Below are 20,938 nucleotides of genomic sequence, written 5' to 3'. Positions count from 1 at the left end.
CCAAATTGAAGCCTTAAATTCACGAAAAACTTTGCCTGAATCAACAGGGCGCCAAAATCAAATAAGCTTTAACATAGCCAATATAAAAAAGCTGATTCTACGGATCCTTTTCCAAAAGATTTCGCGGAATCAGCATTATTTTTCTAAAAACTACCCGTTTTCACGTTCCGTACCGGCATGCTTTTGTATAAGAACTTGATGAGGGAATGGTATCTCAATTCCATGTGCATCCAAAGCTTCTTTAAGCGCTTTTCTTAGCTCCCGCTCAACAGCCCATTGCTCCATGTTTTCCGTTTTGGCAATGACCCTTAAGACGACATCGGAAGAACCTAGTGTTTGTACGCCAATTACATTCGGGCCTTCTACAATTGCCTGGTTTTCTGCAGCAATTTTGTCACATGCCCCCTGAAGGACGGCGATTGCTTCATCAATATTGTCATCATAGGATATTCCTATATCCACGAGTGCCCGCATATTACCGCGCGAGTGATTGCTCAAACTTGTAATTTCACGATTTGGAATGAAGTGTAATGTTCCGTCAAACCCGCGGATTTGCGTCGTTTTTAAACCGATTTGTTCAACAATCCCCGAGTAGCTTCCAGTGGTAACATAATCTCCGACATCAACCTGCCTCTCAAGGAGTATAAAAAAGCCTGTTACCACATCGCTTACCAGGCCTTGAGCCCCAAAACCGATGGCCAGCCCAACAACTCCTGCGCCGGCTAGAATTGCAGTTGCTTCAATTCCAAATATCTGAAGGACAGTTACAATAAAAATAAAAATAAGTACATAAGAGAAAATGTTTTTGACCAGACTTTCAAGAGTTTTGGATCTGCCTGGTGAAACCTTTTCTTTGTTTTTAATTCTTTCAAAACTTTTATGTATGATTTTGTTCCCTGCAGCTTTTACGATAAGAAATGCTATATAGATGGCTGCTAGCTTCATTAAAATAATTCCCGCTTCAATCAGGATGGCTTCCCAATTTATTTGTGAGAAATTTATTTTCTCCATTCCTGCACTCCCTTTCAGTCTGATTAAAGTCATCATTTTAACGCAATGCTGCTTTATATGCAACAGGACTTTGGGATTATGGCACCGTCATAAAAAGCATTTCATTTTATTATTCCTTGCAGTTTTGGTAAACTTAAATGGAAAATATACCAATTGGACAAGCCGAATAATTGTTTAATTTTTAATTAAAAAGGGCAAAACATGTAATGGGCTTGTATTTACTTAAATTGTAATTTGTATCTAATTAAATTAATTACAATTTAATATTGACTCAAAAAGTTAAAGTCGCTATAATAATAGTTGTGAATGAATAGTCCAAATGAGAATATACATAAGAAATTCTCATTTAATAAACATAATGGAGGGATTATACATGCCAGAACGTATGGTAGGTAAACAAGCACCGCGTTTCGAAATGGACGCTGTAATGGCTAACAAGGAATTTGGTAAAGTAAGTCTTGAAGAAAACATGAAAAATGATAAGTGGACAGTACTTTTCTTCTATCCAATGGACTTCACTTTTGTATGTCCTACTGAAATCACTGCTATGTCTGATCGTTACGATGAGTTCGAAGATCTTGATGCAGAAGTAATTGGTGTATCCACTGATACAATCCACACTCACTTGGCATGGATCAATACAGACCGTAAAGACAATGGTCTTGGCGATTTAAAATATCCATTAGCAGCAGATACAAACCATGTTGTATCCCGCGACTATGGTGTTTTAATTGAAGAAGAAGGTGTAGCTCTTCGTGGACTATACATCATCAACCCTGAAGGTGAATTAATGTACTCTGTTGTTAACCACAACAACATTGGCCGTGACGTAGATGAAACTTTACGTGTGCTTCAGGCTCTTCAAACTGGCGGACTTTGCCCAGCTAACTGGAAGCCAGGCCAAAAAACTCTATAATATAGAATTTTATAACTTAAATAGGAAAGGCCTAACGATTGTTAGGTCTTTTCTTGCACTAACAGCTTTAATTTAATACGTAATCATCAATAATAAGGAGGAATTTCGATGAAACTTCGTGAACCAATGCCGGAGCTGGCTGGCGCAACAGAATGGCTTAATGGAGAAGTGACTAAGGAAAAGTTAATTGGTGAAAAGCCAACACTTATCCATTTCTGGTCAGTGAGCTGCCATTTATGCAAAGAGGCGATGCCGCAAGTAAATGAATTCCGTGATCAATATAAAGACCAATTGAATGTAGTGGCTGTGCACATGCCTCGCTCCGAGGATGACTTAGATCTTGAAGTTATTAAGAAAACAGCTTCAGAGCATGATATTTCACAGCCTATTTTTGTCGACAGCGAACATAAGCTTACTGAAGCTTTTGAAAATCAATATGTTCCGGCTTATTATGTTTTTGATAAGGACGGCAATCTTCGTCACTTTCAGGCTGGTGGAAGCGGCATGAAAATGCTCGAAAAGCGTGTAAATCGTGTTTTGGATGAAATGAAGAAAAACGAACAGTAAATACAAGCGATCAGGCAAATGCCTGGTCTTTTTTTTTGCCTAAAATACTTTAAGAGAAATTTAAGCCTTTTTACCGATTTTTGAAGCAATTTTAATATGCGAATGGGTTTGGAATAAACTCATCTACAGGAGGTTTTAAAAAAAGTGGAAAATTCACACAAAAAAGGGTAGATAAATACTTCGAAACCCGATATATTTAATAATACATTCTAATTTTTCTAAATTTTCCACAACTTAAGGGGGGATGCAGATGGAAACATTTAAAAAATTAAAGCAATATTATTGGCCGTTTAAAAATTATTTTATGTGGTCAATTCTATTTCTGTTTATAGTAACAGCTATAACAGTTGTTTATCCCATGATTCTGCAAGTTACAATTGACGAGGTTGTAATGGGAGGAAAATATGAATGGATTCCTTATTTGGCTTTAGGGTTTATTGCCATCATGGCTGTAAAAGGTGTTGCAACCTATATCCATCAATATACAGGTGATTTATTTGGTATTACATCTGTTTACAAGCTCAGGAATGCACTTTATGAAAAGCTGCAGTTTTTGCCGTTCAGATATTATGACAACGCAAAAACTGGAGACTTAATGTCACGGTTAACCGCAGATGTAGAAGGTTTTCGATTTTTTCTTTCATTCGGTTTTTCAGAACTAATCAGATTCTTTTTATTAATCTTAATCAGCATATCAGTCATGTTCTACTATTCTATTTCATTGACTATAGTAACTCTCTTAACACTGCCCTTTCTGGCAGTCGTCACATTCAAGTTTGATAAGGCGGTCCACCCGGCGTTCCGGAGTATACGCAAATCGTTCGGACACCTGAACACCAAAGTCCAAGAAAACATCAGCGGCATCAATACAGTGAAATCACTATCAAGAGAAGATTACGAGATCAATAAATTTAATAATTCGAATAGCGACTATAAAGACAAATACCTGTTTACTTCGGATATTTGGGCTAAATACTTTCCGTTAATGGAGTTTTTGGGTAATTTAAGCGTCGTTTTACTGCTGGCTTACGGCGGCTATCTAGTAATGAATAGCAGTTTAAAGCCAGGGGAGCTTGTCGCCTTTTATAGCCTTGTTTGGTACATCATGTGGCCAATTATGAACCTTGGTTTTATTGTTAACCTTTTTTCACAATCAAAGGCATCAGGCGAACGGCTGCTTGAGATATTGGAAGCTGATAATGAAATTGAAAGCAAAGAATCTTCCGTCACGGTTGAACGCCTGCAAGGGGAGGTTGAATTTTGCGATGTTACCCTGAGATACACAGAAGAAGATAAAGATGCTTTAAGCAAAATTAATTTCCATGCACAGCCTGGGAAGGTCATTGGCTTAATCGGTTCAACGGGGTCAGGTAAAACGAGTCTTACCCAGCTTATGACAAGATTTTACGAACCTGTTGAAGGTGAAGTGCTTATTGACGGAGTTAATGTAAAGGATTACTCTCTTGAGTCACTTAGAAGAAACATTGGCTTTGTACTCCAGGAATCATTTTTATTTTCTTCCTCTATAAAAGCGAATATAGCTTTCGGGAAACCCGATGCATCGATGGATGAGATTATTGAGGCAGCCAAACGGGCACAGGCTCATGATTTTATCATGGAGCTTCCAGAAAATTACGATACTGTCCTTGGGGAAAGGGGAATGGGCCTTTCAGGAGGCCAGAAACAGAGAATTGCTATAGCACGGGCCATTTGCGCTGACCCGAGCATTTTAATTCTGGATGATGCTACAAGTGCAGTAGATATGGAAACCGAATTCAGGATACAGAAGGCATTGAAGGAAGTTATGGCAAACCGAACAACCTTTATTATTGCCCACCGAATTTCTTCTCTTAAACATGCTGACGAAATTATGGTTTTGGAAAATGGGGCTGTAGCAGAAAGAGGTACTCATGAAATGCTGCTTAAGAATAACGGTCCTTATCAGAGAATTTACGATATTCAATATCAGGACCGAGAAAAGGTTCTTCAATCACATGCAGGCTAGGAGGTGTTCATTTGAAAAAGGAGAAAGATGAAAAAGTATTAAACAGATTTCAATATTCAACAGAAGAACTAATTGAGAAACCGTTCAACTGGAAGCAAATGCTGCGTCTTTTTAGCTATATGAAACCATACCGAAAGGACTTGCTGCCCCTTTCTATCATTATGGTATTGATCAATACTGGTGTAAGGCTGGTAATTCCTATTTTAATAGGTGTTTATACGCTCGATAAAGCCTTAATTGAAAAGGATGGGCAGCTTCTGTCATTTCTAGTTGCGTTGATAGCCGGACTTTATATAATGTCATATATAGCGAACTATTTCCGGATCAAATGGATGAATATGCTTGGCCAAAGTGTTATCTATGACATTCGAAAACACCTCTTTACGCATGTCCAGACGCTTTCACACCGTTTCTTTGACCAGCGTTCGGCAGGGTCCATATTGGTAAGGATAATGAATGACATTAACTCCTTACAGGAGCTATTCACTAATGGTGTAATCAACCTCCTAATGGACCTGATCATGCTTGCTGGTATCTTTATTATCTTATTTACTTTAAGTCCGGAACTGACACTGGCCATTATGGTCATATTGCCGATCATGTTTTTTATTTCTACTTCTTTACGGCGAAATATCAGAAGATCATGGCAAACGGTTCGGTTAAAACAATCCAAGCTGAATTCCCATTTAAATGAAAGCATTCAGGGAATCAGAATTACTCAATCATTTACACAGGAAAAAGAAAATATGGCGTTTTTTGATGGTGTGAATACAGAGAATTTTGAAAGCTGGCGGACAGCCTCACAGAAAAACGCTAAGTTCAGGCCGCTTGTTGAATTAACCAATGCATTAGGCACTGCTGTTTTAATTTGGTATGGTACGCATTTAATCCAGACTGACGCTATTACCATCGGTGTTTTTGTTTCTTTTGCATTCTATCTGGGCATGTTCTGGGAGCCGATTTCCCGGCTTGGGATGGTATATAACCAGCTTCTCATGGGGATGGCTTCTTCAGAAAGGATTTTCGAATTTCTTGATGAAAAACCAATTGTTTCAGAAAAAACGAACGCAATTGATCTTCATGATATAAAGGGTCATATTGAGTTTGAGGATGTCGTATTTTCCTATGATGAGAAAAGAACTGCTTTAAACGGAGTTTGCCTTGAAATGAAAGCCGGGCAGACTGTAGCACTTGTTGGGCATACAGGTTCCGGAAAAACAACGATTGCCAATTTAATCAGCCGTTTCTATGACCCAACTGGCGGGGCTGTGAAGATCGACGGCCATAATTTGAGGGATGTATCGCTATCCAGCTTACGACATCAAATTAGTGTAGTGCTGCAGGATACGTTTATTTTTTCAGGAACGATCTTTGATAACATCCGTTTTGGAAGACCTGATGCTACGGATGACGAAGTAATAGAAGCTGCAAAAGCTGTAGGTGCACATGGGTTTATAGAAAAACTGCCCAATGGGTATAAGACCGAAGTAGAGGAACGAGGAAATATCCTTTCTGTAGGGGAGAGACAGCTACTATCCTTTGCCCGCGCCTTGCTAGCAGACCCGCGCATTCTCATCCTGGATGAGGCAACTGCAAGTATAGACACTGAGACTGAAATGAAAATCCAGGTGGCATTAAAAACACTCTTAAAAGGCAGAACGGCCATAATTATCGCACACAGACTTTCAACCATTCGCGAATCTGACCAAATTTTTGTTTTGGATCATGGAAACATTCTTGAACAAGGAAATCATGATCAGCTAATAGATATGAAAGGTGAATATTATCACTTAGTAAAAGCCCAATTTAATATGCTGGAAGCCATCTAAACCTCCTTTAGGGAGGTTTTTTTGTAACATTATTCCATATATTAGCGTCTTCATAATAAATAGAAAAAAAAGGGGGCAATAGAATGATGTTTAAAAAATTTTTCTTTTTTGGCTTAATGATCATTTTGGCAGGATGCAGCGCTGGCTCATCGGAAAAAAGCATGGATGATTCGGCAGGGGAAGAAAGGGCCGCTGAAAAAAGTGATAAACCAATTGAAAGTGAAGATGAGTCAACGGCTATTTCGAAAGGGAATTCCATAGAAGAAGAACCGAAGCCTATTAAGGCAAATGAAGGCAGGATGGTTATCTATAATGCGGAATTATCCATAAGTGTTAAGGATTTTCAAATTGCCCTAAAATCGCTTGAAGAAAAGGCAGCTCACTATAATGGATATATTGTGGAATCGAATAGTTATAAAGAGGGGGAAGAGCATACAGGCGGTGCCATGAAAATTCGAATACCTGCAGACAGTTTTCAAAGCTTCTTGCATGATGCTGAGGGAGTAGCAGCAGAGACCCTTGAGAGGAGTGTAAGCGGACAGGATGTTTCTGAAGAGTTTGTTGATCTTGAATCAAGAATCCGTTCGAAGCGTGTAGCAGAAGAGCGCCTGATTGATTTTATGAAAAAGGCTGAAATGACAGAAGACTTATTACAAATCTCGGCAGATCTCTCAGTCATCCAGGAAGAAATCGAACAGATTGAAGGCCGGATGAGATATTTGAAGAACCAGACTTCGTTTTCTACTGTCAATATCCATTTATTTGAGAATAAAGTTATCGTGCCGTCATTGGAAAATGGAGATTTAAATACATGGGAAAGAACAAAAAAGCAGCTGGCAACCAGTACTAATTGGATGCTTGCAATCCTTTCAGGAGCTGTGGTAATGGTGATTGGCAACCTGCCTTTCATTATTGTATTTATTATTTTAGCCGGAGCCGCACTCTTTTGGAAGAGAAAAACAAAAGGCTCAGGTAAACGGGAATAAAACAGGCAGATATTCGTCTGACTGCGATTATTCTTGCTTACCTGCTGCTTATGCTAATATGTTATTATTGTTTATATAGCTAACGGGTTGGAGGAATAAGAAATGAAGAAAGAGTTTGCTGTTATCGGTCTTGGCCGTTTTGGGGGCAGTATCTGCCGTGCGCTTGCTGAAGAAGGTATGGAAGTAATGGCGATTGACTTAAATGAAGATCGTGTAAATGAATTTGCAAGAATCGCTTCACATGCAGTCGTTGGCGACACGACTGATGAATCGGTGATCAAAAGCCTTGGGATCAGGAATTTTGACCATGTTATTGTCGCTATTGGAGACAATATCCAGGCATCCATCCTGACAACTTTAATTTTGAAAGAACTCGGAGTCAATAAGATAACCGTTAAAGCCCAAAATGATTATCATGAAAAAGTGTTAAGGAAAATAGGAGCGGACCATGTTGTCCATCCTGAGAGAGATATGGGTAAAAGGATTGCCCATAGTATCGTCTCAAATAACGTTCTTGATTATCTTGAGCTTTCCGACGAGCATAGCATCGTTGAAATTGTAGCGAATGAAAAGCTTGCAGGACACAGCATTATTGATCTCGATATCCGTGCCAAATATGGAATAAATATTGTTGCAATTAAAAGAAAAAATGAAATCATTGTATCTCCTCAGGCAAATGAAAAAATCCAATATGATGATATTCTGATTGTTATAGGAGCGGATGTCGATATCAACCGATTTGAAAAGAAAGTAATGTCTTAAGTCTGATTTGAAGAATCCGAAATATAAAAAGGCTGTATCACTCAAATGAGCGATACAGCCTTTTTTCTTAAACCTCCATAATGATTGGCAATATCATTGGACGGCGTTTGGTCTTTTCATAAAGGAATGGAGCAAGTGTATCTGTGATCTCGTTTTTGATTTCAGACCATTGTGTTGTTCTGCGTTCCATTACCTTGCTTAAGTGCTTTGTAATAAGAGATTGGGCATCATTGATTAAGTCTCCTGATTCTCTCATGTAGACAAATCCGCGTGAAATCAAGTCAGGTCCTGCAGCAATTTTAAAATCTTTCATATTAATGCTTACTACTACGACAACCAAACCTTCCTCAGATAGAATTCGGCGGTCTCTAAGGACGATATTTCCAATATCCCCAATTCCGCTTCCATCTATATAAACAGAACCTGAAGGGATTTTACCGGCAACCTGTGCAGCATCGTCGCTGAGTGCCAGTACTTCACCGTTATCCATGATGAAACAGTTTTCTTCATCAACACCGCAGTCAACGGCCAATTTAGCATGCATTTTTTGCATTCTGTATTCACCGTGTATCGGCATGAAGAACTTTGGCTTGATTAAACGAAGCATTAGCTTTTGTTCTTCCTGGCCGCCATGTCCTGAGGTATGGATATCGCTCAATTTTCCGTAAATAACCTCTGCGCCTGCACGGGAAAGCCTGTCAATTGTACGGCTGACACTGATTGTGTTTCCTGGTATTGGTGAAGAAGAAAATACAACGGTATCTCCTGGTATAATTTGAATCTGGCGATGGGTTCCGTTAGCGATTCTTGACAATGCCGCCATCGGTTCACCCTGGCTGCCCGTACATAGGATTGTCACCTGGTTAGCAGGGAGGCGATTGATTTGGTGAGCGTCAATAAAAGTATCTTTTGGGGCTTGAATATATCCAAGTTCCTGGCCAATATTGATCGCTGCTTCCATGCTTCTTCCAAAGACAGCAATTTTTCTGCCGTTTGTTACGGCCGCTTCTGTCACCTGCTGCAGACGATGGATATTGGATGCGAATGTAGCAAAAATAATTCTGCCTTCCACTTTTCGGAAGATGTCGTGAATGCTGTCGCCTACACGGCGCTCAGACATTGTAAATTCAGGGATTTCACTGTTTGTACTATCGGAAAGCAGGCAAAGGACACCTTCCTTTCCGATTTCAGCCATTTTAGTTAAGTTTGCAGGTTCACCAACAGGGGTGAAATCAAACTTAAAATCTCCTGTATGGACAACTTGTCCAGGAGGTGTTTTAACAACAATCCCATATGAGTCCGGAATACTATGAGTTGTGCGGAAGAAAGTAACAGAAGTCTTTCTGAATTTAATAATGTCATCTTCCTTTATTTCATGGAGGGTAGTCTGCCTTAGCAAGCCATGTTCCTCAAGTTTGTTTTTAAGAAGGCCAAGTGCAAGTTTTCCGCCGTAAACAGGGATGTTCACTTCTCTTAATAGATAAGGAATTCCCCCAATATGATCTTCGTGCCCATGTGTAATAAATAATCCTTTTATTTTATCTTCGTTTTTAACTAAATAGGTATAGTCAGGAATAACATAATCAATGCCGAGCAGCTCATCTTCAGGGAATTTTATTCCCGCATCTATTAGGATTATTTCATCCTGGAACTGTACACCATACGTGTTTTTGCCGATTTCTCCCAGGCCGCCTAATGCGAAAACGGCCGTTTGGTCATTTTTAACAAATTTCATAAATTATCCAATCTCCAATACTTTAAAGTCTTCACTTTGTTTTTCATATTCCAAGAATTCGCCTTCCACAGCTGTTACAAACTCAATATTATATGGACGATCAGCCAGCTTTGTGCGGACATCTCTTTCAGAATTTCCTTCAACAAATATCGTTTTTGTTTTTTCTCTAACCGGTACTTCTGTTTTGGAATCCTGATAATATACCTTAAAAATCATTTCAATCTCTCCTTAATCCGATATAGCTTTTTCTATTATATAAAATAATAACATGTATTACATGTTTTTTCTTGTTTAGGTTTATTCCGCTTCAGATGGCAGCAGGTGGAGCGGTGTGAAAACTATGTAAAAAAGTGTACTGATAACCAATTTACAATAAGGAAGGAGCCCTTCGCAAGTTTGAAGGGCTCAAAATTGTCAGGCGATTGACTTTTTTCGAAGCATGTCGTTCCACTGTTTTAAGAGCTTCTTTCTTAGCTTCTTCAACATAGTGGATCATCTCCTTACTTTCTATTTTAAACGATCCTTGTCCAAAGTAAAGGAAACAAGGGCGTTTTAAACAGATTTAGTTTTAATAGTGGTCTCTTTTTAGTTATATTATATGATGAAATATGAAAATCTCTCGTGGGGAAACTTGGAAAATCCTTTACAATTTTAGATTTTAGTGACTGAACACAGGAAGCAAATTGACAATTTCCCTTTAAGGGTTTAATGTTTTATTACTGTAAATTAGAAAAGATCAAGCGCCTTGATCACCCCGGACAAGTACAGGACGAACCTCCCAGGAAGGCTTTCTTTGCCTTTCTGGGAGGCTAATCTTGTGATCTCGAGGGGGGTGGCGCTGCAGCTAGATAGTTATCAAAGTTATAATGTTGTATCTTTAACAGAAGGTTGTGGAGCGGATGGGGAGGCTTTATGGAGCTTTAATGGTCTTGAGTCTGATTTGGGGGACCTCATTTCTATTTATTAAGATTCTGCTGGAGGACGTGGGTCCTGCGGCTATAGTATTTGGAAGGTGTTTATTTGGATTTGTAACGCTTGCTTTTATTGTACTTTTAAAGAGGGAAAATATTGCATTTAAACGGTTGCCGATGAAAAAACTGATATTAGTAGGTTTTTTAAACAATGCATTGCCATGGCTGCTAATTTCAGCAAGTGAAACAATGATTTCTTCCAGCATGGCTTCAGTGATGAATGCCACTACTCCAATTTGGACTCTTTTGATCGGTTCATTATTTTTTGCTGCCTCGCTTGGCAAAAATCAGCGGCTCGGCATTGGGATTGGTTTTATCGGAATTTTAATCTTGTCTGATATCCATACCGCTGATTTATTATCAGGAAATACATATGGTGTACTTTTGATGTCGGGTGCTGCTTTCTGCTACGGAGCTGGTACGCACCTAACAAAAAAACACCTTTCTGGTGTGTCCACCCTGGAAATTTCCCTGTTTACCCTCTTTGCAGCAACGATCATTAGTTTTTTTTCAATGCAGGTGTTATCGCCCACACCTATAAACAAATTTATGGAGGCAGATATATTTCTCCCGCTAGTTGGTTTGGGAACTTTCGGTTCCGGTCTAGCCTATCTGCTGTATTATTATTTAGTCAAAGAGGGCAGTCCTGAATTTGCCTCATTGGTAACCTATATTGTACCTGCATCAGCAATCATCTGGGGAGCAATTCTCCTTAAGGAACAAATTCACTTGTCAATGCTTTTCGGGCTTCTTATTATTTTTGCCGGAGTATATATAACATCGAAAAAAGAGAATTCAGCAGGCAGAAATGCTGCCGCATGAAGCAGCATGATTATGTGCGAAAGGAAGTTAGTATAAAATGAAAAAAATTGTTTTCTTCGATATAGACGGGACCTTATTGGATTCTGATAAAAAGCTCCCTGACAGTACAAAGGAAGCTATAGACCAATTGAAAAAGAAAGGGACATTTGTGGCTATCGCGACTGGAAGGGCCCCTTTTATGTTCGAAAGCCTTAGGGATGAGCTTGATATAGATTCATTCGTCAGCTTTAACGGACAATATGTAGTTTTTGAGAATGAAGCTATTTACCGTAACCCTTTAAGAATAACTGAAATTGAAAAGCTTTATAAACATGCGCAGGATAACGGGCATCCTCTCGTATTTATGAATGAGAAAACGATGAAATCATCAGTCCGGCATCATGAATTTATTGAAAAAAGCATGGGAAGCCTTAAGTTTCCTCATCCTGAAGAAGATAGGAATTTCTTTAAGGATAGGGAATTATATCAGTCATTGCTTTTCTGTGAGGAAAAAGACGAGAAAATGTATTTTTCGGAATATCCGGATTTTGGTTTTATCAGATGGCACCCTTACTCGGTGGATGTTTTGCCTGCGGGTGGATCTAAAGCTGAAGGAATTAAAAAAATGATTGAACGGCTGGGCTTTGAAATGAAGGATGTATATGCTTTTGGAGATGGTTTAAATGATATTGAGATGCTGAATGCGGTGGGAACCGGGGTAGCTATGGGTAATGCCGCAGATATAGTAAAAGAGGCAGCAGACCGTGTTACATCTTCGGTCGATGAAGAAGGCATATGGAATGGATTAAAAGAGCTTCAATTAATTTAGCTTTCCGATAAAACCTTAGCAATAAGGCTATGGTAAAGCCATTGTTGTATTTGCCCGCTGATTGGAGAGGAAGCCGAGCGACTCCTCAAAAATGTATTCGTTATTTCCTTCGTGCGGTAATGATTCGAGTATGCTCTTCATTAACAAGCGAGAGACGAGAGTCAAAGGGAGGCCCCGCAGGCTTGGTACTTGATGAGCGTAGGACCGCCCGCGGAAAGCGAGCTTCAATCAACAGACAAGTTTAACAGAGCTAGTAATAAAAGGAAAGTCCGGATACCAAATGGACTTTCCTTTTATTTTGCTTGCCTCTGGGTAATGTGGAACATTTGGTTATCTTTCAATTGCCACTGCATTTTCAATTGGCTGGAACGGATTTTGTTTATTAATGTGGTCGTAAAACATGATTCCGTTCAAATGGTCTATTTCATGCTGGAACACAATTGCAGGCAATCCCTTTAACCTGAGGTTTACCTCTTTACCATCGAGATCTGTACCTTTTACTGTTACTTTGGCATACCTTGGCACAAAACCGGGTATGGGTTGATCAACAGATAAACAACCTTCACCTGCAGCCAAATATGAACGCTGCACAGAATGGCTAATAATTTTTGGGTTGAAAAGAGCATAACTATATAGCTCATTACTATCGGTTACATGTATGGCTATCATTCGTTTAAGAACATTTATTTGGGGTGCTGCTAAGCCAATGCCCGGCCTCAAACCATATTGTGAAGCCAATTCAGGGTTTTGGCTGTTTCTTACATATTCAAGCATTTCCTTTAATATTTGCTTGTCTTCTTCGGATGGAGGCATGCTCACTTTTGCGGCTGTTTGTCTTAAGGTAGGATGACCATCACGTATTATATCTGTCATGCTCAGCATGAATAATCACTCCCGCTATGTAAAAATAAAATGTGGATGGGGCAGCAAAGGATTTGGCATGCTGGGAAGCAGGAGCCAAATCCAGCTCACGGCTGCTTTTAATATTTTAAGTCTAACAGAGTGCAGTGAAAAAGTTAATAAGAGAAGGCACCAGCGGCACCTTCTCAAAAATTAAAAATTCCAGCAGGCGCAGCCAACAATGATCAAGAGAATAAACAAAACAACTATTAACGCAAAACCTCTGCCGTAACCAGCACCTGCAACGGCTCCTGGATAACCGCAGCCATAACCGTATCCGCCATATCCGTACATGAAGGATAACCTCCCTGAAGTAGATTATCGTCCATATTTTAAAACGAGTCGTATCGGACGATTAATATAGCCTATGTGTGAGCAGAATTTTGGTGTAGGCCTTTGCCCAAGTCATAAAGGAAAAACGATATGAATAGATTAAAAAAAGGCAAAAGCTGCAGGATAGGACAGTCTAAAAGCGGCCCGAGTTGAAACTCGACAAAATTTGTCATTCCAATAGGCTATTGTCAAATGGTGCAAGTACCGATATAGTTAAAATTGTTATAAGTAAGGAGGTTTCATCGTGTCGATTTTTAGTAAATGCCGCCTGTTGCTGGTTTTAACAATAGGAGCCATTTTCCTGACAGGCTGTATGAATCAGCCTACTCCAGAGGAAAAAATTTATGAGGTCCTTGAAAACGTTGTTGCAAAAGAGAAGACTTTTGAGGAGCAGCAGGATCCGCTTGTAAATCTGGAGAAAAAAGAAAAGGAATTATACGATAAAATTATTGCCCTGGGAATGAAAGAATTTGACGAAATTACAAAGCTTTCAGATGAAGCTTCTTCCATTGTCGACCAAAGAAAGGACCACATGGAAAAAGAGCAGAAGAGCATTCAGGCATCCAAAGAGGAATTTGAAACTTTATTGCCTATTATAGAGGAAATAGAGGATAAAAAATTACAGGAAAAGTCCAAGGGATTATATGAAATTATGATGGAAAGATATAAGATCCACGATGATCTTTATAAAGACTATACCGAAGCGCTTGAATATGATAAAGAGCTTTATGCGATGTTTAAGAAAGAGGATCTTTCCCTTGAACAGCTGGAAGAACAAATCAGCAAAATAAACGGTATGTATGAAAACATTCTGGAGTCAAATAAACAATTCAACGAAAAAACGAAAGAATATAATAAAGCAAAGCTGGCTTTTTATAAAGAGGCTGGGCTTGAGATTAAGAGCGAAGATTAATGATGTGGTGCCGGCATAATAAAATGCCGGCATTTTTTGTATTATTAGGGTATGCGAGGAAGGTGTAAATAACATTGATTTATGGACTAAGTTAAAAAAAGGGATCAGAGCAGATCCCTTTTTTTATTTTATTAAAATAATACCAGGCAGAGTAACTTTACTATAACACAAGCAGGTTTAGAGGTTTTTTATAGTACAGAACAGGCGGCTCAGATAATACAGTTTTATTTTTATGAAAATATATAAAAAGTATGCTTACAATGTAAAAACATAAAACAAGGTAATTGACGTATGTGTTTTAGGTATATTAAACTAAATCTCGTAGATAATTCTGTATCAATTTAGTTGCAAATTAAACTAATACAGAATATGATAGTTAAGGATGAACAGAAAGACGTTTTTTTATGCGAGTTCTGTGGAAAACTAATCAAAAGTATGCAAATTGCAGAATCAAGCTTTCTGCTAATTTAGAGATACTTTACAAAGCGCAGCGCCTGATAGAAAAAATTAATTACATTAAGAAGGTTTTTCTAATATGGCTTCATTTTGGGTAACCTAAATTTTGTGTATAAAAACTCTTAATTAACGTCTTTTTATGAAAGGAAAGGGTGACTGATATGGCTTCTAAAACAAAGAAGGCACAATTCGACGCGAAAAAACAGCTCGAAACAGTTGAAGAACAGTTCCAAACTCTACAAATTTTAAGTGAAGAAGGCAAGATTGTTAATGAATCAGCAATGCCTGACTTAAGCGATGAGCAGCTGCAGGAATTAATGCGCCGCATGGTTTATACCCGTATTCTTGACCAGCGCTCCATTTCACTAAACAGACAAGGCCGTTTAGGCTTCTACGCACCAACAGCAGGACAGGAGGCTTCACAGCTTGCTTCCCAATTTGCATTGGAAAAAGAAGATTTCATTCTTCCAGGCTACCGTGATGTGCCTCAAATCATTTGGCACGGCCTTCCTTTATACCAGGCTTTCCTATGGTCAAGAGGACACTTTGAAGGCGGAAATATCCCTGAAGGTGTAAATGTTATTTCTCCTCAAATTATCATTGGTGCTCAATACATCCAAACTGCAGGTGTGGCGCTTGGCATGAAAAAGCGCGGCGAAAAGAAAGTTGCGATCACTTACACTGGTGACGGCGGTGCCTCACAGGGTGACTTCTACGAAGGAATTAACTTTGCGGGAGCATTCAAAGCCCCGGCAATCTTTATTGTCCAAAATAACCGTTTTGCTATTTCCACTCCTGTTGAAAAGCAATCTGCTGCTAAAACAATTGCACAAAAAGCAGTTGCTGCTGGAATTCCGGGAATCCAGGTTGATGGAATGGATCCGCTTGCAGTATATGCTGCAGTTCGTGAAGCTCGTGAGCGCGCTATTAATGGCGAAGGTCCAACTCTTATTGAAACACTAACTTACCGTTACGGACCGCACACAATGGCAGGGGATGACCCAACTCGCTACCGTACATCAGATCTTGATAACGAGTGGGAAAAGAAAGACCCTCTTGTACGTTTCCGCAAGTTCCTTGAAGACAAGGGAATCTGGAACGAAGATATGGAAAACGAAGTCATTGAAAAAGCGAAAGATGATATTAAAGAAGCCATTAAGAAGGCTGATGATACACCTAAGCAAAAGGTTACTGACTTGATGAAAATTATGTACGAAGAAATGCCTCACAATTTAAAAGAACAATATGAAATTTATAAAGAAAAGGAGTCGAAGTAAGCCATGGCGCAAATGACAATGATTCAGGCAATTACTGATGCTCTGCGCACAGAATTGCGTAACGATCCGAATGTTTTAGTATTCGGTGAAGATGTTGGCGTAAACGGCGGCGTTTTCCGTGCTACCGAAGGCCTGCAAAAAGAATTCGGCGAAGAGCGTGTATTCGACACACCACTAGCTGAATCCGGAATCGGCGGTCTGGCAGTAGGTCTTGGTTTACAGGGCTTCCGTCCAGTTCCTGAAATTCAATTTTTTGGATTTGTTTACGAAGTAATGGATTCTATTTCCGGCCAGCTGGCGCGTATGCGTTACCGTTCCGGCGGAAGATACAGTGCACCGGTTACAATCCGATCACCATTCGGAGGAGGCGTACATACTCCTGAAATGCATGCGGACAGCCTTGAAGGACTTATGGCTCAGCAGCCGGGATTAAAGGTTGTAATACCATCAACTCCATATGATGCGAAAGGGCTTCTGATTTCAGCTATCCGTGATAACGACCCTGTTATCTTCCTTGAGCACATGAAATTATACCGTTCTTTCCGCCAGGAAGTGCCAGAAGAAGAATATTCAATTCCACTTGGCAAGGCAGAAGTAAAACGTGAAGGCTCAGACCTTACAATTGTGACTTATGGTGCAATGGTTCATGAGTCATTAAAAGCTGCTGAAGAACTTGAAAAAGAAGGAAAATCTGTAGAAGTTATCGATTTGCGCACAGTTGCTCCGCTTGATATTGATACAATCATTTCTTCGGTTGAGAAAACAGGAAGAGCCATCGTTGTTCAGGAGGCACAAAAGCAAGCTGGTGTTGCAGCAAATGTTGTGGCTGAAATCAATGACCGTGCAATCCTTAGCCTTGAAGCACCAGTCCTTCGTGTAGCGGCTCCAGATACTGTATTTGCTTTCCCGCAAGCTGAGACAGTATGGCTGCCAAACTATAAAGATGTAATCGAAACAGCTAAAAAAGTTCTTGAATTTTAATTAAAGACGTTTTAAAGCTAATAGTAATTTTGTCAACCTGTTGATTTTAGCGTAAAGTCCAAGACCCTCGAAAATCATTCGTGTTTTTTTCGTGCGATGTTCATTCAAAGATGCTTACTCAAAGTCTTTCGGGAGAAACGTGTCAACCGAAGTCCCGCAGGCGCAGAGGAGCGCCCGAGGTTCGCTGAGCTTGGAGCGGAAGTCAACAGGCAATTGTTACAGAACGCAATTTATGAAATTACTCAGATCAAAGTGGGGGAAACTATTCCCCTGCTGTGTTTTACTATTCTAGCTCCAGCGCCTACCCCCTCGAGGTCACAAGCCAATCCTCCCAGAAAGGCAAAGAACGCCTTTCCGTTAGGCTCGTCTTGTGCTTGTCGGGGGTGGACAAGGCGCTTGCACTTTATTAATTGATCGAAATAATAGGAGGTTGAATTCCATTGGCATTCCAATTTAGATTGCCTGACATTGGTGAAGGTATCCATGAAGGTGAAATCGTCAAGTGGTTTGTAAAGCCAGGCGATGAAGTACAAGAAGATGATGTGCTTTGTGAGGTTCAAAACGATAAAGCAGTTGTCGAAATTCCTTCCCCTGTTAAAGGTAAAGTCGAAGAAATTCTTGTTGAAGAAGGAACAGTTGCAACTGTAGGCCAGGTTTTAATTACTTTTGATGCTCCTGGATATGAGGACCTTAAATTCAAGGGAGATCATGAAGACGAAGCACCAAAAGAAGAAACTAAAACTGAAGCGCAAGTTCAGTCAACAGGTGAAGCTGGTCAGGATGTGAAAAAGGAAGAAGCTCCTATGCAAGAAGCACCAAAAGAAGGAGCAGCTATTTCCCAGGCTGAAGTAGATCCTAATCGCCGCATTATTGCTATGCCTTCAGTTAGAAAATATGCTCGCGATAAGGGCATTGACATCCGCCAGGTAGCAGGAAGCGGCAAAAACGGGCGTATTCAAAAGGCTGATATTGACGCATTCTTGAATGGCGGAGCAAAAGCTCAAACTGCTGAAGCTCCTGCTCAGGAAACTGTACCAGTGCAAACTGAAACAAAAGAAACTGCACCGGCAGCTGCACAAGCGATTCCAGAAGGGCAATATCCTGAAACTCGCGAGAAGATGAGCGGAATCCGCAAAGCCATTGCTAAAGCTATGGTTAACTCTAAGCATACTGCTCCACATGTTACATTGATGGATGAAATTGATGTAACGAAACTTGTTGCACACCGCAAGAAGTTCAAAGAAATTGCCGCAAATAAAGGAATCAAGCTTACGTTCCTTCCATATGTGGTAAAGGCACTAACAAGCGCATTGCGTGAGTTCCCTGCATTAAACACTTCAATTGATGATGCTGCAGGTGAAATCATTCATAAGCATTACTACAACATTGGTATTGCAGCTGATACGGAGAAAGGTCTTCTTGTACCGGTTGTAAAAGATGCAGACCGCAAATCTACATTTGCGATCTCTAATGAAATCAACGAGCTTGCTGGAAAAGCTCGTGATGGCAAGCTTGCTCCGGATGAAATGAAAGGTGCTTCATGCACAATCACAAATATCGGTTCTGCAGGCGGACAATGGTTTACACCAGTTATCAATCATCCTGAAGTTGCGATTCTTGGTATTGGTCGTATTGCGGAAAAGCCGGTGGTAAAAGACGGAGAAATTGTTGCTGCACCAGTATTGGCATTGTCTCTAAGCTTTGACCACAGAATCATTGATGGAGCAACTGCACAGAATGCACTAAACCACATCAAGCGTTTACTGAACGATCCAGAACTATTGTTAATGGAGGCGTAATAAATGGTAGTAGGAGATTTCCCTATTGAAACAGATACTATAGTCATTGGAGCAGGTCCAGGAGGATATGTTGCAGCTATCCGCGCAGCACAGCTTGGACAAAAGGTTACAATCGTAGAAAAAGGCACTCTAGGCGGTGTTTGCCTAAACGTTGGATGTATTCCTTCTAAGGCACTTATCTCTGCGGGACACCGTTATGAAACAGCAAAGCACTCTGATAACATGGGTATTACTGCTGAAAATGTGAAGGTTGATTTCACAAAAGTCCAAGAATGGAAAGCTGGCGTTGTTAAAAAGCTTACAGGCGGTGTTGAAGGCCTTCTAAAAGGCAACAAGGTAGACATTGTACGCGGAGAAGCTTACTTTGTTGATGCGAATACTCTTCGGGTGATGGATGAAAATTCTGCCCAGACGTATACATTTAAAAATGCTATTATTGCAACAGGATCACGCCCAATTGAACTTCCTGCATTCAAATACACAAAACGTGTACTTGACTCAACTGGTGCATTAGCCCTTGAAGAAATTCCCGAAAGCATTGTTGTTATCGGTGGAGGCTATATCGGTACAGAGCTTGGTGGAGCGTATGCGAACTTTGGCACGAAAGTAACAATACTTGAAGGTGCCGATGAAATCCTAAATGGTTTCGAAAAGCAGATGTCTTCACTTGTAAAACGCAACCTTAAGAAAAAAGGCGCTGAAATCATCACAAAAGCTCTTGCTAAGGGCGTTGAAGAAAGTGAAAACAGCGTTACTGTTAAATATGAGGTAAAAGGCGAAGAGAAAACCGTTGAAGCAGATTATGTATTTGTTATGGTTGGACGCCGTCCTAATACTGATGAATTAGGTTTAGAGCAAGTAGGCATTGAAATGAGTGACCGGGGTGTTGTTAAGATTGATAAGCAGTGCCGTACTAGTGTAAGCAATATCTACGCAATCGGCGATATTGTAGAAGGTCCTCCACTTGCGCATAAAGCTTCTTACGAAGGTAAGATTGCTTCAGAAGCAATTGCCGGACATAATTCTGAAATTGATTACCTGGCGATTCCAGCTGTCGTATTCTCTGAGCCTGAGTTGGCTTCTGTTGGCTATACAGAACAACAGGCAAAAGAAGAAGGAATCGAAGTAACAGCAGCCAAGTTCCCATTTGCAGCTAACGGCCGTGCGCTTGCTCTTGATTCAACTGATGGCTTCTTAAAGCTTGTGACACGTAAAGAAGATGGACTTGTAATTGGTGCCCAAATTGCTGGTGCTAGCGCATCCGATATGATCGCTGAACTTGGATTGGCTATTGAAGCTGGTATGACTGCAGAAGATCTCGCTATGACGATCCATGCTCATCCAACTCTAGGTGAAATCACAATGGAAGCAGCAGAAGTTGCTATTGGAAGCCCTATTCACATCGTTAAGTAATGATAAAAAAATCCTTCCCAACTCGGGAAGGATTTTTTTAGGTTCGTTTACCTGCCGCTATCCAAGGCATTGGCCAGGGGCTTAACGATTTGTTCTTTTGGAACAATTCCTTTTATCTCAACAAGTACTTCATCCTGATAAACCAGCAAAATAGCCGGGCAGTTTTCAACTTCAAAATTGTTATAATAGTTTTTTGATTCCGACGCAGTAATAATCTTCATGTTCTTTATTTCTTCCGGAAAACTTCTCTTTAATTCAATAATTGCATCATAATAAGAGACTTCTTGCTCGTATTGTTTATGATTAGAGAAGAAAATGATTTGTTTAACACTGTCGTCAATCATTAATTCTTTTTTTGCTTCTTTATGATTGCATGAAGAGGTCACAAACAAGAGTGAAACGATTATTAAAAGCGGCAGACCTTTCATATCCATTGCCCTCACTTTATTAAATA

19 protein-coding genes are annotated in these 20,938 nt (G+C 40.0%); 13 read left to right on the top strand and 6 right to left on the bottom strand.

Annotation, left to right across the window (positions count from 1 at the left end):
• Window positions 1-150 precede the first annotated feature (150 nt).
• A complete protein-coding gene (locus DFO73_RS24600; protein ID WP_110067323.1) occupies window positions 151-1,011 on the bottom strand; it encodes a mechanosensitive ion channel family protein in 861 nt (286 codons plus the stop codon).
• A gap of 373 nt (window positions 1,012-1,384) precedes the next feature.
• Between DFO73_RS24600 and DFO73_RS24595 the strand changes: the two genes are divergently transcribed.
• The 6 genes from DFO73_RS24595 (at window position 1,385) to DFO73_RS24570 (ending at window position 8,076) form a co-directional block, all read left to right on the top strand.
• On the top strand, window positions 1,385-1,927 hold the full coding sequence (locus DFO73_RS24595) for a peroxiredoxin (RefSeq protein WP_110067322.1): 543 nt from the start codon (window positions 1,385-1,387) through the stop codon (window positions 1,925-1,927).
• A 108-nt stretch (window positions 1,928-2,035) separates the two neighbouring features.
• The gene (locus DFO73_RS24590; RefSeq protein ID WP_110067321.1) at window positions 2,036-2,494 is read left to right on the top strand and encodes a TlpA family protein disulfide reductase; all 459 of its coding nucleotides are present in this window, start codon (window positions 2,036-2,038) and stop codon (window positions 2,492-2,494) included.
• Between the two features lie 250 nt (window positions 2,495-2,744).
• Entirely contained in the window at window positions 2,745-4,499 is a 1,755-nt protein-coding gene (locus tag DFO73_RS24585) for an ABC transporter ATP-binding protein (protein ID WP_110067320.1), read from the top strand.
• 11 nt (window positions 4,500-4,510) lie between these two features.
• Window positions 4,511-6,328: an ABC transporter ATP-binding protein gene (locus tag DFO73_RS24580; RefSeq protein ID WP_110067319.1), complete on the top strand. Its 1,818-nt coding sequence runs from the start codon at window positions 4,511-4,513 to the stop codon at window positions 6,326-6,328.
• Between the two features lie 83 nt (window positions 6,329-6,411).
• Entirely contained in the window at window positions 6,412-7,314 is a 903-nt protein-coding gene (locus tag DFO73_RS24575) for a DUF4349 domain-containing protein (RefSeq protein WP_110067318.1), read from the top strand.
• Window positions 7,315-7,416: 102 nt separating this feature from the next.
• Window positions 7,417-8,076: a potassium channel family protein gene (locus DFO73_RS24570; RefSeq protein WP_026584904.1), complete on the top strand. Its 660-nt coding sequence runs from the start codon at window positions 7,417-7,419 to the stop codon at window positions 8,074-8,076.
• 67 nt (window positions 8,077-8,143) lie between these two features.
• Here the strand turns inward: DFO73_RS24570 and rnjA are convergent, their stop codons facing one another.
• Window positions 8,144-9,811, bottom strand: a complete 1,668-nt coding sequence (gene rnjA / locus DFO73_RS24565) for a ribonuclease J1 (RefSeq protein ID WP_110067317.1) — start codon at window positions 9,809-9,811, stop codon at window positions 8,144-8,146.
• Between the two features lie 3 nt (window positions 9,812-9,814).
• The gene (locus DFO73_RS24560) at window positions 9,815-10,027 is read right to left on the bottom strand and encodes a DNA-dependent RNA polymerase subunit epsilon (RefSeq protein ID WP_110067316.1); all 213 of its coding nucleotides are present in this window, start codon (window positions 10,025-10,027) and stop codon (window positions 9,815-9,817) included.
• Between the two features lie 683 nt (window positions 10,028-10,710).
• Here DFO73_RS24560 and DFO73_RS24555 point away from each other — a divergent pair.
• Together DFO73_RS24555 and DFO73_RS24550 are read left to right on the top strand one after the other, a co-directional pair.
• Window positions 10,711-11,604: a DMT family transporter gene (locus DFO73_RS24555; RefSeq protein WP_110067315.1), complete on the top strand. Its 894-nt coding sequence runs from the start codon at window positions 10,711-10,713 to the stop codon at window positions 11,602-11,604.
• A 37-nt stretch (window positions 11,605-11,641) separates the two neighbouring features.
• The gene (locus DFO73_RS24550; RefSeq protein WP_110067314.1) at window positions 11,642-12,412 is read left to right on the top strand and encodes a Cof-type HAD-IIB family hydrolase; all 771 of its coding nucleotides are present in this window, start codon (window positions 11,642-11,644) and stop codon (window positions 12,410-12,412) included.
• Window positions 12,413-12,742: 330 nt separating this feature from the next.
• On the opposite strand, the gene def is transcribed toward DFO73_RS24550, so the two are convergent.
• Together def and DFO73_RS24540 are read right to left on the bottom strand one after the other, a co-directional pair.
• Window positions 12,743-13,294 carry a peptide deformylase gene (gene def, locus DFO73_RS24545; protein ID WP_110067313.1) on the bottom strand — a complete coding sequence of 184 codons (552 nt, stop codon included), beginning with the start codon at window positions 13,292-13,294 and terminating at the stop codon, window positions 12,743-12,745.
• A gap of 171 nt (window positions 13,295-13,465) precedes the next feature.
• The gene (locus DFO73_RS24540) at window positions 13,466-13,606 is read right to left on the bottom strand and encodes a YjcZ family sporulation protein (RefSeq protein WP_110067312.1); all 141 of its coding nucleotides are present in this window, start codon (window positions 13,604-13,606) and stop codon (window positions 13,466-13,468) included.
• A gap of 283 nt (window positions 13,607-13,889) precedes the next feature.
• On the opposite strand from DFO73_RS24540, the gene DFO73_RS24535 reads away from it, so the two are divergent.
• The 5 genes from DFO73_RS24535 to lpdA all read left to right on the top strand — a co-directional run bounded on the left by DFO73_RS24535 (window position 13,890) and on the right by lpdA (window position 20,484).
• Window positions 13,890-14,558, top strand: a complete 669-nt coding sequence (locus DFO73_RS24535) for a YkyA family protein (RefSeq protein ID WP_110067311.1) — start codon at window positions 13,890-13,892, stop codon at window positions 14,556-14,558.
• Window positions 14,559-15,175: 617 nt separating this feature from the next.
• Window positions 15,176-16,291 carry a pyruvate dehydrogenase (acetyl-transferring) E1 component subunit alpha gene (gene pdhA / locus DFO73_RS24530; protein ID WP_110067310.1) on the top strand — a complete coding sequence of 372 codons (1,116 nt, stop codon included), beginning with the start codon at window positions 15,176-15,178 and terminating at the stop codon, window positions 16,289-16,291.
• 3 nt (window positions 16,292-16,294) lie between these two features.
• Complete coding sequence (locus tag DFO73_RS24525; protein WP_110067309.1) at window positions 16,295-17,272, top strand: alpha-ketoacid dehydrogenase subunit beta; 978 nt, start codon at window positions 16,295-16,297, stop codon at window positions 17,270-17,272.
• 440 nt (window positions 17,273-17,712) lie between these two features.
• Complete coding sequence (locus DFO73_RS24520; RefSeq protein ID WP_110067308.1) at window positions 17,713-19,071, top strand: dihydrolipoamide acetyltransferase family protein; 1,359 nt, start codon at window positions 17,713-17,715, stop codon at window positions 19,069-19,071.
• 3 nt (window positions 19,072-19,074) lie between these two features.
• On the top strand, window positions 19,075-20,484 hold the full coding sequence (gene lpdA, locus DFO73_RS24515) for a dihydrolipoyl dehydrogenase (RefSeq protein ID WP_110067307.1): 1,410 nt from the start codon (window positions 19,075-19,077) through the stop codon (window positions 20,482-20,484).
• Window positions 20,485-20,531: 47 nt separating this feature from the next.
• Here lpdA and DFO73_RS24510 read toward each other — a convergent pair whose 3' ends face one another.
• The gene (locus DFO73_RS24510; protein ID WP_258309743.1) at window positions 20,532-20,918 is read right to left on the bottom strand and encodes a small peptidoglycan-associated lipoprotein; all 387 of its coding nucleotides are present in this window, start codon (window positions 20,916-20,918) and stop codon (window positions 20,532-20,534) included.
• Window positions 20,919-20,938: the final 20 nt, after the last annotated feature.

This window comes from Cytobacillus oceanisediminis (assembly GCF_003182355.1).
Taxonomy (GTDB): domain Bacteria; phylum Bacillota; class Bacilli; order Bacillales; family Cytobacillaceae; genus Cytobacillus; species Cytobacillus oceanisediminis_A.
This window is presented reverse-complemented; position numbering and strand designations above follow the sequence as displayed.

Excerpts from the sequence above, each read along its gene's own strand:
- DFO73_RS24555 (WP_110067315.1), top strand. The coding sequence starts at position 10,711 with ATGGGGAGGCTTTATGGAGCTTTAATGGTCTTGAGTCTGATTTGGGGG.
- DFO73_RS24540 (WP_110067312.1), bottom strand. The coding sequence starts at position 13,606 with ATGTACGGATATGGCGGATACGGTTATGGCTGCGGTTATCCAGGAGCC.
- DFO73_RS24595 (WP_110067322.1), top strand. The coding sequence starts at position 1,385 with ATGCCAGAACGTATGGTAGGTAAACAAGCACCGCGTTTCGAAATGGAC.
- def (WP_110067313.1), bottom strand. The coding sequence starts at position 13,294 with ATGCTGAGCATGACAGATATAATACGTGATGGTCATCCTACCTTAAGA.
- rnjA (WP_110067317.1), bottom strand. The coding sequence starts at position 9,811 with ATGAAATTTGTTAAAAATGACCAAACGGCCGTTTTCGCATTAGGCGGC.
- DFO73_RS24550 (WP_110067314.1), top strand. The coding sequence starts at position 11,642 with ATGAAAAAAATTGTTTTCTTCGATATAGACGGGACCTTATTGGATTCT.
- pdhA (WP_110067310.1), top strand. The coding sequence starts at position 15,176 with ATGGCTTCTAAAACAAAGAAGGCACAATTCGACGCGAAAAAACAGCTC.
- DFO73_RS24600 (WP_110067323.1), bottom strand. The coding sequence starts at position 1,011 with ATGGAGAAAATAAATTTCTCACAAATAAATTGGGAAGCCATCCTGATT.
- DFO73_RS24570 (WP_026584904.1), top strand. The coding sequence starts at position 7,417 with ATGAAGAAAGAGTTTGCTGTTATCGGTCTTGGCCGTTTTGGGGGCAGT.
- lpdA (WP_110067307.1), top strand. The coding sequence starts at position 19,075 with ATGGTAGTAGGAGATTTCCCTATTGAAACAGATACTATAGTCATTGGA.
- DFO73_RS24560 (WP_110067316.1), bottom strand. The coding sequence starts at position 10,027 with ATGATTTTTAAGGTATATTATCAGGATTCCAAAACAGAAGTACCGGTT.
- DFO73_RS24585 (WP_110067320.1), top strand. The coding sequence starts at position 2,745 with ATGGAAACATTTAAAAAATTAAAGCAATATTATTGGCCGTTTAAAAAT.
- DFO73_RS24525 (WP_110067309.1), top strand. The coding sequence starts at position 16,295 with ATGGCGCAAATGACAATGATTCAGGCAATTACTGATGCTCTGCGCACA.
- DFO73_RS24575 (WP_110067318.1), top strand. The coding sequence starts at position 6,412 with ATGATGTTTAAAAAATTTTTCTTTTTTGGCTTAATGATCATTTTGGCA.
- DFO73_RS24590 (WP_110067321.1), top strand. The coding sequence starts at position 2,036 with ATGAAACTTCGTGAACCAATGCCGGAGCTGGCTGGCGCAACAGAATGG.
- DFO73_RS24510 (WP_258309743.1), bottom strand. The coding sequence starts at position 20,918 with ATGGATATGAAAGGTCTGCCGCTTTTAATAATCGTTTCACTCTTGTTT.